Consider the following 13950-nt stretch of genomic DNA (forward strand, 5'->3'; position numbering starts at 1 on the left):
CTTTTTCCTCACAATTTGATCGGTAATAGGTTCGCCTCTTTCTGTAAAAACATCGTCGGCATAGTAGATATCTTAAAACTGGAGAAATCCGAACTTATTTATTGGTATTCCTAAAACTGTTTGGTGTCATACCTGTCGATTTTTTGAAGGCGTTATGAAATGTTGTCTTTGAAGTAAATCCAGATTCTAATCCTATTGCTAATAAGCTGTAGTTTTCATAATCCGAATCGAGAATCATTTCTTTTACAGCTTCGACCCGATAGTTATTTATATAATTGGCAAAATTATCTCCCGTAATTACATTAACGAGTTGCGAAACATATCCCGCACTTATTCCTAACTGCTCTGCTACTTTTTCTCTGTTTAGATTGCTGTCTCTGTAAATTTGATGCTCTTCGCAAAGTATTTCCAGTCGCTTAAAATAAGGGTTTTCTTTTGTAAAGATTTCTAAACCATTTGCATCATTTCCTTTTTTAAGGATTACTTCTTCGACAGCTATTTCATCGTCTGATAAAGCTTTTTTATTTAACAGCTCTTCTATTCCTTTTTTATTGTCTGCCAGCCTGTATCTAAACACGCCATAATAAGCTGTGCAATGAATTAAAAATGTAGCAAACAACGCCAGAATCTGCATAACATACGAAAGATCATATTCAAAAAGCAGCCCTGTCAGAATAGCCACCATCCAAGACAACATTAATGCATAAACCAAAAACCATAAAAAAGTAATCCATTTCTTTTCCTGTTTATCTTTTGAAAATTTAATAAAACCGAAAGTGTAAACAGCCATAAAGGGCATAAATACCAGAATAAGATAAAAATCAAAACCTCCTATAGTTTCTAGAATACTTTTAAGAAAGTGCGGAATTGTAAAAATATGCGCTACAGCATCGCAATCATAAAAAACATTTGTAATGGCTGAATATAGGAATGGCACATACAGCCATAGAATCTTTTTGGAATTTCTAATAGGATGATTTACCTGATGTACAACAAACATAAAAATAAGAACCGGAAAGAGAAATGCCCATTCGACATCATCCAGAAAACGCAGAAAAGGCATACTGCTATAAAGATCAATCATCTCAAATATGAGATTGGCAATAAGCACTGAAAGTGCAAATATTGCATAAGCCAGATATCTGTTGGCATTACTCTTAAATAGTGGTGATTTTAGAATAATTGCTCCAAGAACTATTCCTTGAAAAATTGCCGTGTTAAAAAAAATAGTAAAGTTCAATCTATATCGTAGTATTTAGTTAGGATACTGTTTCTGTTTTTTTTAGGTAATTACCTATAATTTTCCATGACGAAACTATACTTAATTGACTTTATTTACTGTTAAAGGAATTACAATTAAAACTAAACAAAATGACAATTAATAAGATCTGAATTACAAATCATCATTCAATTATTCTCTAAAATCTGTAATAGAGTTGGTTTATTTCAACCTTTCATGCTGCTAAGAAAAAGTTAACAAACTGCTAAATAGTAATTGTGGCATATTTGATAAATTATAAATCCAATAACCGAAAATAGCTTTACTAGTCGCAATTAATAATTATAAAAACATCAGTAAATAAGTACCAATTTATCCACTTTTAAGCTTTTGAAACCTTTCGTACTTTTTTTTACATCAATTTTGGCTTCAAATAATTCAAAACAATTTTTATGAAAAAAATTTTATTGTTAGCTGTTTTTACAGTTTTAGGATTTGTGAATGTAAATGCCCAAGAAATTAAATTTGGAGCTAAAGCGGGTTTAAACTTTGCAACTATCAGTGAAGATAATACCGAAAATGCTGATCTTGTAACATCGTATAACATTGGTGTTATGTCAGAAATTCCATTGTCCGAAAAGTTTTCTTTTCAACCCGAAATAATGTACTCCCGCCAGGGTTATAGTTTCAATAATGATATAGTTGCCTTAAATTATCTGAACATTCCTTTAATGGGAAAATACTATGTAACAAAAGGATTGAGTCTTGAAGCAGGACCGCAGATAGGTTTTTTAGTTTCGGCTAAAAATGAAAAAACAGATGTAAAAGATTCGTTTAATACTGTTGATTTTGGTGTTAATTTTGGTATAGGCTACAAACTTGAAAACGGACTTAATTTTGGGGTCAGATACAATCTGGGACTAACTGACATTAATAATGTAGAGGGCTCTTCTATTAAAAATAAAAACAGCGTATTTCAGGTATCCGTTGGTTACTTCTTTTTCTAAAATCTCACAATAACAAAAAACACCATTCATTTTTGAGTGGTGTTTTTTCATTTTTATTGATTTCAAATGAAAACACTACTCCTTTCAATTAAAGATATTTCTTATATTGCTCATTCATAAATTTTAATTTCAAACCAAATTATTTCTTATTTAAAAATTCTGTTTAACTATTTACCATAAGTCCAAAAATCAAATTAATTATGAAAAAAGTGAGAATTCGTTTAGCTTTATTACTTTTCCTTTGTTTTACCTCTTCAGCATCATTTGCTCAATTATCATCTGCAAAAATTGATTCTTTAATGCTAAATGCTTTGCAAAAATTTAAAGTTGCAGGTGCCTCAATTGCAGTAGTTAAAGATGGAAAAATAATCCATTCAAAAGGATACGGAGTTAGTTCTATTGAAACCCAAAAAGCGGTAGACGATTACACCAATTTTCAAATTGCATCTAATAGTAAAGCTTTTACAACAGCCGCATTGTCGATTTTAGAAGACGAAGGCAAATTGAAATGGACAGATAAGGTTAAAGATTATTTGCCTGAATTTAAAATGTATAACGATTATGTTACCGAGAATTTTAATATTCAAGATCTAGTAACGCACCGCAGCGGACTTGGATTAGGTGTTGGCGATTTGATGTTTTTCCCTGACGGTTCCAACTTTACCATACAAGATATAACAAAAAGTTTTCAATATTTTAAGCCTGTTTCTGCCTTTAGAACCAAATTTGATTATGATAATTTACTTTATATAATTGCCGGGGAAATAATAGCAAAAGTTAGCGGTCAGAGTTATGAGCAATTTGTGCAGCAAAGAATTATAACTCCTTTACAGATGAACCATACTTTTGTTGGAAGCCTGCTGAAAGATAAAACAAATCTTGCCGTTCCGCATTCTTCAACATCTGGAACAATAAAAACCGTTGATGCTTATGATATAGGCATAGCAAGTGCCGCTGGAGGTATTTATTCCAATGTTGCTGACATGGCAAAATGGATGATTGTGCGTTTAAATAAGGGCAAATATGGTGAAGATTTAAAATCTTCTCTGTTTTCTTTAAAAAATCATGACGAAATGTGGCGTTTACATACCATTATGCCTACAGATTCTGATCCAAGATACAATTCTCATTTTAATGGTTATGGTTTAGGATGGTTTATATCAGATTCAAAAGGAAATCTTAAGGTAGAACACACAGGCGGTCTGCCAGGAATGCTGTCTAAAGTAACTCTATTTCCTGATTTAAACTTGGGGATTGTGATTCTAACGAATACTGAAAATGGCGGTGGCGGTCTTTTTACTGCAGTATCAAATACTATTGAAGACAGTTATTTAGGACTTGATGATTTTGGCTGGACAGATAAATTAGTCCAATGGCTGAGTGAAGACAAGAATACAGGTGATGATGTAACCAAAAACGTTTGGAAAAAAGTAGCTTCTGTAAAAAATGTCAAAATAAAAAACGAAGACTTTATTGGTATTTACGAAGATAAATGGTTTGGAAAAGCAGAAGTGTTTTTAAAAAATAAACAATTATGGATCAAATGCCTTAGGTCACCAAAATTAAATGGCCCAATGGCTTTCTATAATGCCAATACATTTGCAGTAAAATGGGAATATCAAGCCATGGAGTGTGATGCTCTAGTTCTGTTTTCGCTTGACGAAACAGGTAAAGCCCAATCTATCAAAATGAAAGGCATTTCGCCAAATATTGATTTTAGTTTTGATTTTCAAGATTTAGACTTCAAAAGAGTAGAAAAATAGAAACTCCTTTTTATCATTCTTAAATGTAAGTACAGCTTCAGAGAAATCTGGAGCTTTTTTTACAAATATACTTTATTGAAATAAACCTCGTTATTTCTTTACAATAATTTAATATCATGTTTTCGTATTAACTGATTTTATATTATTAAATGTTTTCTTAAATTCGCAATTCCGTAATGAAACCATTTGTTTTCATTCTAAAATTGTGATTTTCACACTAATATCACAAAAAAGCAACTTTATAATCCATTAAAAAAATTATATTATAACTACAATTCAACACAATGCTTAAAAAACACAACCCCAAATTCTTATTTTTTACCCTTTTAACATTATTTTTTTCTGTCACTGCATTTTCTCAAAAAAGTGTTTATGCTGGAATCGAAATTGGCCGTAGAGCCATAAAAGTTTCGGTTATTGATGTAAGCAACATCAGAAAGGCAGACTATAAAATTCTTTCTTTCTGGACTGAGAGAATTCCGTTTGCTGATCATATTACTGCTAATGGCGAACTTACTCAAGAAGACATTACTAGAACTACTGTAACGGTTACCAATCAATTACAGAAAATTAGAGCTGAAAATAAACTTCTTGAAGAAAACATCTTTATTGTTGCGGCTCCTGTTTTTGCATCTGCGCGTAACTTAGATGTTCTAAAAAATAAAATTGCTCTTTTAACTGGAAAACAATTAGAGGTATTAGATGTTAACGAAGAAGCAAAAACGCTTGTAAAAGGTGCTATTCCTCCTGTTGATTTTGCTAATGCTTTCCTTCTTGATATTGGTGCTCAAACTACAAAAGGAGGTTATATCGACGAACTAAAAGATGGTAAATTAGAGTTTGTTCCTCTTGAACTTAGCTTTGGAACCATGACGCTTACTGATGCTGTAGAAAAAACAGTGGTAAACAAAAGTCAGGTAAACGACATGTCGACTTATCAAGAAAAATCTTTTGACTATAATGTCATTCTGCGTAAAAAAACAAAAGAGTTATTTGATGCGAATCCTCCTTTAGCAAAAAAAGATAAATTATACTTATCTGGTGGGGCTGTTTGGGCATTTTCGACTCTTTTTTATGACGAAACTGTCAATAAAGATCATTATGTTGCTTTAACACTTCAGGATGTTATTGATTATGATGCTATTCTTAAAAACAACTTTGGTAAGTTTACAAACCTTGCCAAAACAAACAAAGAGGCTGCTAGAGTTTTAAGCACTTACGATCAAAAATATTTGATTTCGGCAAACAACATTCTTGTAACTTGTCTTGAAAGTATTCCAGACTACGCAACAAAGAAAATTTACTTTGTAAAAGAAGGACAGGTAATTTGGTTGATCTCTTACATTGCAGATCGTTCAAAAAAAATAAATACTAATTTTTAAGTATCGACATTCACAAATATTAAAAGCTTCAGAGAAATCTGGAGCTTTTTTATTTTAAGCCACTTCATAAGAGCAAAATGGTTGCAACTTATAATTTGCAACCATGTTTGTCATTCAAAAAAGCATAATTTTTCTTTTAAACTCTAATTTTAAAATCAGGAAAAAAATCTTACATGAAATTAAACCGTCTGATTATGAAAAATTTAACTGCTTTTTTTATCGTCGCACTTTTGGCATTAACAGCCTGCAAAAAAGAACAATCAAAAGATAATTCAGAAAATGCAAATGCAACGTCTTCTGACTCCATAACTGCTATTGCAAAAGAAGCTTGGATATACGGATATCCAATATTTTACAATTACAAAACCATTTATGCCAATGCACTGAATAAAGGTGACAGAGCATACGCAGGTTTTAATAAATTTAAAAGCTTCGCGAATAGCGCTACTCCTGCAGATACTCTAGTTGTAACCATAAACAATGATACGCCATACTCTATGGCAGCGCTTAATGTTTCTGATGAACCTGTTGTTCTTGAAGTGCCTAAAATGGAAAGCGACCGTTATTACGTAATGCAATTGGTAGATTTATATACCTTTAACTACGAATATATTGGAACTCGTGTTACTGGAAACAATGGCGGAAAATATCTGCTTGCAGGACCAGACTGGAAAGGTGAAACGCCAAAAGGAATTGACAAGGTTTTGCGCTCAGAAACCAACTTAATATTTGTAGTGGGACGAACTCAGCTTCATGATCCTACGGATGTTGCTAATCTGAAAAAAATACAAAGTCAATATAAAATAACTCCCTTGCATGAATATACAAAACAGCCTGCGCCGACAGTTAAAAAATACAACTTAGAACTTCCTGTTTGGAAAGAAAGCGATTATGGCACTCCACAATTTATTAATGTATTAAACTCTCTATTGCAATATGCAAGCGAAGACAGCAGCGAGAAAGAATTGAGAGCCCGTTTTGCAAAAATCGGACTTGTACCAGGAACTGCTTTTGACAGCAGTAAATATCCGCCAGAAACGATAAAAGCAATCGAAAAAGGAATTGCAGAAGCAAAACAAGAATTAGAATCAAAAGTAAGCGGTCTTAAAGACTTCGGAAATCTTTTTGGCACTAGAGCCGAACTTCAAAACAATTACCTAAATCGTGCGATTGCTGCGGCTGCTGGAATTTACGGAAACACAAAAGAAGAAGCAGTTTATACTGGAAGCAGCAATGATAAAGATAATCAGCCACTTTTAGGAAATAATAAATATGTTATAAAATTCAGTAAAGATCAGCTTCCTGAAGCGAAATATTTCTGGAGTTTAACAATGTATAATCTTCCAAAACGTTTTCTTGTTCCGAATCCGATTAACAGATATTCTATCGGTAATAAAACAAAAGGCTTAAAATATGAGCCAAACGGAGATTTGGTTATTTATCTGCAAAGCACTTCGCCAGGAAAGGATAAAGAAAGCAACTGGCTTCCGACTCCAAAAGATGAAAAATTCATGTTTGTTATGAGAATCTATGGTCCAGAGCCTGATGTAATCAACAATGTTTGGAAAATGACTTTACCAGAAAAAGTAAAATAATCATTCTTTTGATAAAACATAAAAGCTTCAGAGAAATCTGGAGCTTTTTTATTTCACCTCATCACAAAATTCTTTAATCTGCATTTCATTAATAATATCCAAAAGCTCCATTTCATCGGTTGGAAATAATTGAAGTGCTTGTTCTAAAACCAATCCAACGTCTATTAAAGGTTTTTTATAATTATCATTTTCTAATGCCAAAATGCAAAGTTTTAGCATATTTGTTATCACACAACCTAATTCGGAGTAGCTCAAAACATTGATTTCTGCATTGTAACCTTTAACAGCCGATTTTAAAATATTTAAATATTGAGCTGATTGTTTTTTAAGATAATTTATTTTCTCTATTTCTGCCGTTTCCATTCTTTCAATTTTATATCATTTTTCAATAATTCAAATATCAGAATATACTTTCAATAAAAGGTTATCTTATATGATAACAATTGTTAATATTCCGCTAGGAATATCTCGTCGGTAGAAAAAAATATTCATCACATTGTGTCCTGTAGGGACACCTGATTTGCGAAACATTTAACCAATCAAACGTTCCTACGGAACGTGTATTCGGGATTCAAATTTCGTTTCTACCGATGAGACATTCCTACGGAATGAATAGTTGCAAAATCTCGTGTATATTATAAAATATAAAAACCAAAAATGCGTAAACCCAAAAGGACTTACGCATTTTTTTGATGAAACATTATAAAAAACGCCGTTTATCTTCTTCTTCCGCCACCTCCGCCGAAGCCTCCGCCTCCGCCACGAGAACCTCCTCCCATTTGTCCAGCGCTTGGTCTTGACGATGCTCCTCCTCTATTAAAATTGCCTCCTGAAGAGCTTCCTCTATTAAGATTTGAAGTCCCTGCACTTGGCGATGAACTCTGTCGTGTTCTTCCAGATGCACTAGTATTTCCCGCACGATTGGAATTTCCTGCTGATGGACGTGTACTTGCTGAAGGGCGGGAATTACCTCGATTGGTATTGTATCTATTATTGGTCGAATTATCTCGCACCGTATTAGATCTCGATCTATTGTTATTGTAATTATTAAAACTGTTTCTGTTATTTATATATACGTTGTTATGCCCGCCATGATAATGCCCTCCGTGATAACCATGATGATGGTAATAATGGTTGTGGCGATAAATCCCTACTGCCATTACAGTAAAAGCGGCAAAGTAAGGCGGATAAAATCCGTAATAATAAGGTGGATAATACGGCACGTAAGCTGGTGAATATACATATTGTACAATTGGCACCGTTTCTACCACAACTGCCGTAACGGCTGGCGAACTTTGTACGGGATCATCTCCTGCATAGGCAGGATTTGCTGTTTTTGCTGGTGAAGATTTAGCTACTGGTTCAATAACATAATCTTTTCCATACAGAAGCTCATCGCCTACAATCTGCATTTTCACCTTTCCGTTTTTATCTTTATCGACCAAAATAACAGCAACGTCTTGATTTTCCTTCTTGTTTACAGCAACCTGCAGAATAAAAGTAAACGAATTACCATTTTTCTTTGTGACTACTTTTATAAAGTCTACTTTTTTATCCAGATCCAAATCTAGGTTATTGATTCCTGTTTTTTCCAGATTCAGATTTTTTTCAAATTCCTCGATGGTTTTTGATTTCTGAAACAGGGACATCACGGCATACAAATCTAGATTGTCGCCAGGAAGTCCAAGTTCCGGACCATCATTATCAGATTGGCAAAAAATCAACTGGGCAGACATGATTAATGCAACGGTCAAATATTTTGTAAATTTCTTTATCATAGTAAGAGTATAAAATATTAATAAGCGGAGTAGAAAATGATTCTTTCTATACTTTCTACTCTGTACCCAGAAATCGTTTATTGTTTTTTGGTTTTATCCAATTCTCCAATAAAAGGAATAGCATCTTGAATTTCGGCTCGTATGGTTACCTGCAAATATTGCTCAAGCTGCACAAATTTTGCTGCATTGATTCCGCCAATAGCTTTCACCAGTTTAGAATGTGTTTTGGCAAGCAGTTTTTCAGCTTCTTGATTATACTTTAAATTCGAAGATGTTAATTCTGTAGCTTTAGCATCGCTCAGCGTAGCATAATTCTTTGCATAATCTTCAAGAATTTGAATCTTCTTTTGACTTAAAGCTTTGCGCTCCGATTCGTAATTGTCATAAATCGGCTGAAATGCTGTAGCCTGTACATCTGTCAAACCCAAATATTCTTTGACCACTTCTGCTTTAGATTTTCCGTAAAGATCTTGGATCAATTTTATTTCATCAACAGAACTTTGAGCAGTGGCATTCATTCCAAAAGCCAATGACAGTACAAATAGTATTTTTTTCATGATCTTTATTTATAAGTTACTCTACCAATCCATCAGAAGCGCTCATGTCTCTTACGCACACGTATTTGCCATCTCTTTTTTCGAAATAGCTCATGTAGTTTCCGGTATTAATTGGCGTTTTAGTAGAATCTATTACTTTATAATATCCTACTTCTAAAACCATATTTCCGTCATGCGAAACAAAAACTTCTTTGGTTTCAAATGATATCGTATTAGTGTTATTAGTCAAATCTGATTCTAAAAATTCATATCTAGCATCTTTACCAATAATTGGTGGCCTGTTCTGATAAAAAGTTATCGCATCGTCTGCATAATATCCTATTTCTTTTAGCTGTCCAGCATTGTACGTTGCGGCATATTCATTCTCTTTTGCCTGAATTTGCTTCTTGATTTCTTTTAGGTCAATTACAGTATTTTCGTCTTTTTTTGTGTTGCAGGAAACCAAAAAAGCACAAAACCCTGCGAGAACCGCTCTTATCACTATTTTATTTTTCATACACATTAAATTTTCAAGTTAATATTACATTATTCCCTTTTACTAAAAGACCTAAAAGCAGATGTTGCCTTTAGCAGCGATTTTATCAGCATCAATAATAGTATTAGGATCATAAGTTCTAGATTTGCTTAAAAAATAAGATTAATATTCTTCGAATATCTTTTGAAGTTCTGCCAAGCTTCTCTGTTTCAACAATGCTACTGACAATAATATTCTAGATTTCTGCGGATTCAAAGCATATGAAGCAATCAGACCAAGTTCATCATCATTGCATTCTACATTACGGCTTACAAGTCCAGTTGCAACGCGCGTGCTTCGAACTACGATAATTCCTTTTTTACTGGCTCTTGCACAAGCATCTAATGAAGCTTTGTTCATGTTTCCGTTTCCTACTCCGGCAATTACAATTCCTTTGGCGCCACGCTCTATTGAAGCATCAATTAAATCTGGTTTCATATCTGCATCGGCGTAAATAATATCTACGCGAGGAAAAGAACTAACACCTTTTACGTCAAATTCTGAGTTTTTTCCAAATTTTTGACTAGGATAATTAAAGAAATCATTCGTCCCGTAAGAAGTTATACCGATAAGTCCACGAAGCGGAGACATAAAAGTCTGAACAGCCGTTGTACTCACTTTTGTTAAAGATTGTGCCGAATGAATCCAATCGTTCATTACCAAAAGCACTCCGCGTCCTTTTGCTTTAGGATCTCCAGCTACAGCAATTGCATTATAAAGATTTAAAGGTCCGTCTGCACTAATTGCTGTTGACGGACGCATTGATCCTACAAGCACTACTGGTTTATCTGTTTTTGTAGTTAGATTTAAAAAAAAGGCCGTTTCTTCCATCGTATCGGTTCCGTGTGTAATTACAAAACCATCTACATCATTGCTATTGGCTAATTCATTAATTCTATTGGCTACTTTCAGCATAATTTCAAAAGACATATCCTGAGATCCTACATTCGCAATTTGCTCGCCTTTTATATCGGCCACTTTTAAAGCATCAGGAATTGCATTTACCATCGCATCAATGGTAACCTGCCCCGAAGTATATCCTGATTGTACCCCAGTTTTAGCAGAACCTGCAATTGTTCCGCCTGTTGCCAATATTAGAACTTTCGGCTTAGCCTGTCCGAACATGCTGATATTTAGCGATAATATCAGCAGTAAAATTATTTTTTTGCAAAAGTTGATATTTAATTTCATCATTTTGTCGTTTTAGTTTGAGAATTATTTTTGGCCTGTTAAAGTTGCTGGATCAAGCAGTTTTTTAATTTGATCTTCTGTCAGCAATTTCTTTTCGCGTATAAGTTCTAAGATTCCCTTATTGGTTGCCAATGCTTCTTTGGCTAGTTCAGTTGTTTTTTCGTAACCCAAAACAGGATTCAGAGCAGTTACAACACCAACACTTCGATCCATATAATGCGCTAAAACATCTTTGTTTACCGTAATGCCATCGATGCAATTTTTTCTAAATAATGGCATTGCTTTAAAAAACAATCCTTGAGATTCCATCATAGCGATGGCTTGAACAGGTTCAAAAGCATTTAATTGCAATAAACCAGATTGAGCGGCAACCGTTACAGTCAAGTCATTCCCCATAACTTTAAAACACAATTGATTCATAAGTTCTGGCATAACCGGATTTACTTTTCCTGGCATAATTGAAGATCCCGGCTGAAGTGCAGGCAGATTGATTTCAAAAAAACCAGTACGTGGTCCAGAAGCCAAAATGATCAAATCGCTGCTTATTTTTGCCATAGCAACCGCCATACTTTTAAGCGTAGAAGAATACATTACAAAACCTTGCTGACTAGTTGTTGCTGCAATAAGATCTTTGCTCATTACGATTGGTTTTCCTGTAATTTTTGCCAGATGTGCTGCTACTTTTTCAGCATAACCTGGAGAAGCAGTAATTCCTGTCCCGATCGCTGTAGCTCCCATATTTTGTTCGCATAAATAAACTTCCGCCTTTTTTAAAGCGCTAATTTCTGCATCAAGCTGATTTCCGAAAGCATGAAATTCCTGACCTACCGTCATTGGTACAGCATCCTGTCCTTCTGTTCTTCCCATTTTTAGGATGTCTTTAAATTCATCCCCTTTTTTATGGAAAGCTTTAGCCAAAAGATCAGCCTCTTGAAGCAGTTTGTCGTTATGAAGCAGTAATGCCACTTTTATAGCTGTCGGGTACACATCATTTGTTGATTGTCCCATATTAAGATCATCGTGAGGCTCAATATATTGATATTCTCCTTTTTTATGTCCGCTCAGTTCCAGTGCAATATTGGCCAAAACTTCGTTTACATTCATATTGGCAGAAGTACCAGCACCACCTTGATACAAATCAACTAGAAACTGATCATGATATTTGCCGTCAATTACAGCCTGACATGCTTTTTCAATAGCAGCCAGCCTATCTTTTTTAAGTCTGCCAACATCGGCATTAGCTCTTGCCGCAGCTAGTTTTACCATTGCAAAAGCTTTTACATAGTCAGGATAAGATTGCGTAGTCAAGCTACTTATCTGAAAATTTTCTAACGCACGTGCTGTCTGCACACCGTAATAAGCATTTGCTGGGATTTGTTTTTCTCCTAGAAGATCTTTTTCAGTTCGGGTCTGAGCATTAAGAATGCCTAAAGACAATGCGAACAATAGCAGGTATTGTACAGTTTTACACATATTTTCTTTTTTTATTGATTAAAAAACAAAAGGCTTTTACTGATTTCTTTTATAAAATGATTGTGAAAAATTATATCTAAAAGAAAACTGTATTTTATTTATTGAAGTACTCCAGCCATCGTTGAAATTTTCTCGGTTACCCCACTGAAATTCAACTCCGACCATGCAATTTTTTACAGGAGTATATAAAAGATTTCCCAGAACGTATTGTCCCTTTTTAAAAGCGTCATCTGTTTGTCCGTCTGAGTTGTCGATATCAATCATCGAATAACCTATCGCAGTACTAAACTTGTCACTCCAGGTATGATCTAAAAAAGCGACAACACCAACTAAAGGGAGCGCAACACCTTTTACAGGAGTTACAGGATTACCAAAATTGTTTTCGATACCTATATCAACCGGAGCATCGTTCATATAGTTTTGTATTCCTTCTCCATATACAAGCTGTCCCCTAAAAACATCATTTTTACTAAAATTGATATTAGTACTTAAATTAAGTCCCCAGCCTACCGCATCTCCAGACAAATCATACTGATCATTATTCTGATCTTTCCATTCGATTTTTCGAACGATACCAGCTAACTCAATATACCCCCATTTTGTTGCGTGATGGTATTCTGCAGAAAGATCTGGTAACGGAAATCTTGCTTTTACCCCTTGCAATTCCACACGATTTGCATAATCTCCCTGATCGGCACTTGCTCCTGGTCTTTCTAATGCAATGGTTAAACGGGTATCGCCTTGAATTGGCATATAACGTATTTGAATATTTCTAAAAAACACCATTCCTGTTGGCCCCCAATATTCAAGCGAATTCGGGAATACGCCAATATCCATAAAAGGGCTCCAAGTTTGTCCAGCTCCAAATTTTCCTAATTCGGCATAAGCATGACGAAGACGAAAAGTAGTTTGTCCCGCATCAACACCTGTACCGAACAATTCGAACTCAAAATGAGTTTTTAATTCGCCAATTCCTGTGTCAAAGTAATTTTTAAAACCTAATCTAGTCTGACGTACAGAAGCGTAATAACTGCCATCTGGTCCATATTGGTCTTTATAAGCAGGAAGTTTTGTTGGTCTAACCACATCGTACCAATCCGATTGTATCTGATTAAAATTATAACCAACATCGGTCATAATAAAACCATAGATTTCCATGCTTTTATTCCCTTCATCTTGAGCCTGAACAAAAGCAGAAATGAGAAGACAAATTATGAGGAAACGATGCCTCATAGCTGTCATTTGCAAAAACCTTTTTTTCATAATGATTATAGTTTGTTTATTATGGGATAAACTTTTAATCTGATTTTTGCAGTCCTGGCTTAAAATAAAAGTCATTTTATTTTAAAAAATCAATATTTCTCAGTACGAATTTTTATTCACCTCAAAAGCTTTTATCTGATCCTAAAAGTTTTTAATATGGGAATGCAAAAATTTCAACACTTTTATAATACAGTCTTTTTTTGTTAAA

The 13950-nt window shown here is 34.2% G+C and carries 12 protein-coding genes; 4 read left to right on the forward strand and 8 right to left on the reverse strand.

The features are described from left to right. Positions 1 to 94: 94 nt before the first annotated feature. Positions 95 to 1240 (reverse strand): helix-turn-helix domain-containing protein, encoded by a 1146-nt coding sequence (locus ABXT06_RS06370; protein WP_354589984.1) that lies wholly within the window; start codon positions 1238 to 1240, stop codon positions 95 to 97. 431 nt (positions 1241 to 1671) lie between these two features. On the opposite strand from ABXT06_RS06370, the gene ABXT06_RS06375 reads away from it, so the two are divergent. From ABXT06_RS06375 to ABXT06_RS06390, 4 genes are all read left to right on the forward strand, one after another. Beyond that, positions 1672 to 2226, forward strand: coding sequence for a porin family protein (locus ABXT06_RS06375; protein ID WP_354589985.1), 555 nt, complete (start codon positions 1672 to 1674; stop codon positions 2224 to 2226). Between the two features lie 200 nt (positions 2227 to 2426). Then, the gene (locus tag ABXT06_RS06380) at positions 2427 to 3989 is read left to right on the forward strand and encodes a serine hydrolase (protein ID WP_354589986.1); all 1563 of its coding nucleotides are present in this window, start codon (positions 2427 to 2429) and stop codon (positions 3987 to 3989) included. Positions 3990 to 4273: 284 nt separating this feature from the next. Continuing rightward, positions 4274 to 5371 (forward strand): exopolyphosphatase, encoded by a 1098-nt coding sequence (locus ABXT06_RS06385; RefSeq protein WP_354589987.1) that lies wholly within the window; start codon positions 4274 to 4276, stop codon positions 5369 to 5371. Positions 5372 to 5565: 194 nt separating this feature from the next. After that, a complete protein-coding gene (locus ABXT06_RS06390; protein ID WP_354589988.1) occupies positions 5566 to 6966 on the forward strand; it encodes a DUF1254 domain-containing protein in 1401 nt (466 codons plus the stop codon). Between the two features lie 48 nt (positions 6967 to 7014). Here ABXT06_RS06390 and ABXT06_RS06395 read toward each other — a convergent pair whose 3' ends face one another. From ABXT06_RS06395 to ABXT06_RS06425, 7 genes are all read right to left on the reverse strand, one after another. Further along, positions 7015 to 7329, reverse strand: coding sequence for a hypothetical protein (locus ABXT06_RS06395; RefSeq protein ID WP_354589989.1), 315 nt, complete (start codon positions 7327 to 7329; stop codon positions 7015 to 7017). Positions 7330 to 7682: 353 nt separating this feature from the next. Then, positions 7683 to 8744: a hypothetical protein gene (locus ABXT06_RS06400; protein ID WP_354589990.1), complete on the reverse strand. Its 1062-nt coding sequence runs from the start codon at positions 8742 to 8744 to the stop codon at positions 7683 to 7685. 77 nt (positions 8745 to 8821) lie between these two features. Then, a complete protein-coding gene (locus ABXT06_RS06405; RefSeq protein ID WP_354589991.1) occupies positions 8822 to 9301 on the reverse strand; it encodes a hypothetical protein in 480 nt (159 codons plus the stop codon). A 16-nt stretch (positions 9302 to 9317) separates the two neighbouring features. Continuing rightward, positions 9318 to 9797: a YybH family protein gene (locus tag ABXT06_RS06410; protein WP_354589992.1), complete on the reverse strand. Its 480-nt coding sequence runs from the start codon at positions 9795 to 9797 to the stop codon at positions 9318 to 9320. A gap of 141 nt (positions 9798 to 9938) precedes the next feature. Continuing rightward, entirely contained in the window at positions 9939 to 11009 is a 1071-nt protein-coding gene (locus ABXT06_RS06415) for a type II asparaginase (protein WP_354589993.1), read from the reverse strand. Between the two features lie 21 nt (positions 11010 to 11030). Beyond that, entirely contained in the window at positions 11031 to 12479 is a 1449-nt protein-coding gene (locus ABXT06_RS06420) for an aspartate ammonia-lyase (protein WP_354589994.1), read from the reverse strand. Between the two features lie 36 nt (positions 12480 to 12515). Next, positions 12516 to 13742, reverse strand: a complete 1227-nt coding sequence (locus tag ABXT06_RS06425) for a DcaP family trimeric outer membrane transporter (protein ID WP_354589995.1) — start codon at positions 13740 to 13742, stop codon at positions 12516 to 12518. Between the last annotated feature and the right edge of the window lie 208 nt (positions 13743 to 13950).

The organism is Flavobacterium sp. UW10123 (genome assembly GCF_040538975.1).
In the GTDB taxonomy this organism is placed as follows: domain Bacteria; phylum Bacteroidota; class Bacteroidia; order Flavobacteriales; family Flavobacteriaceae; genus Flavobacterium.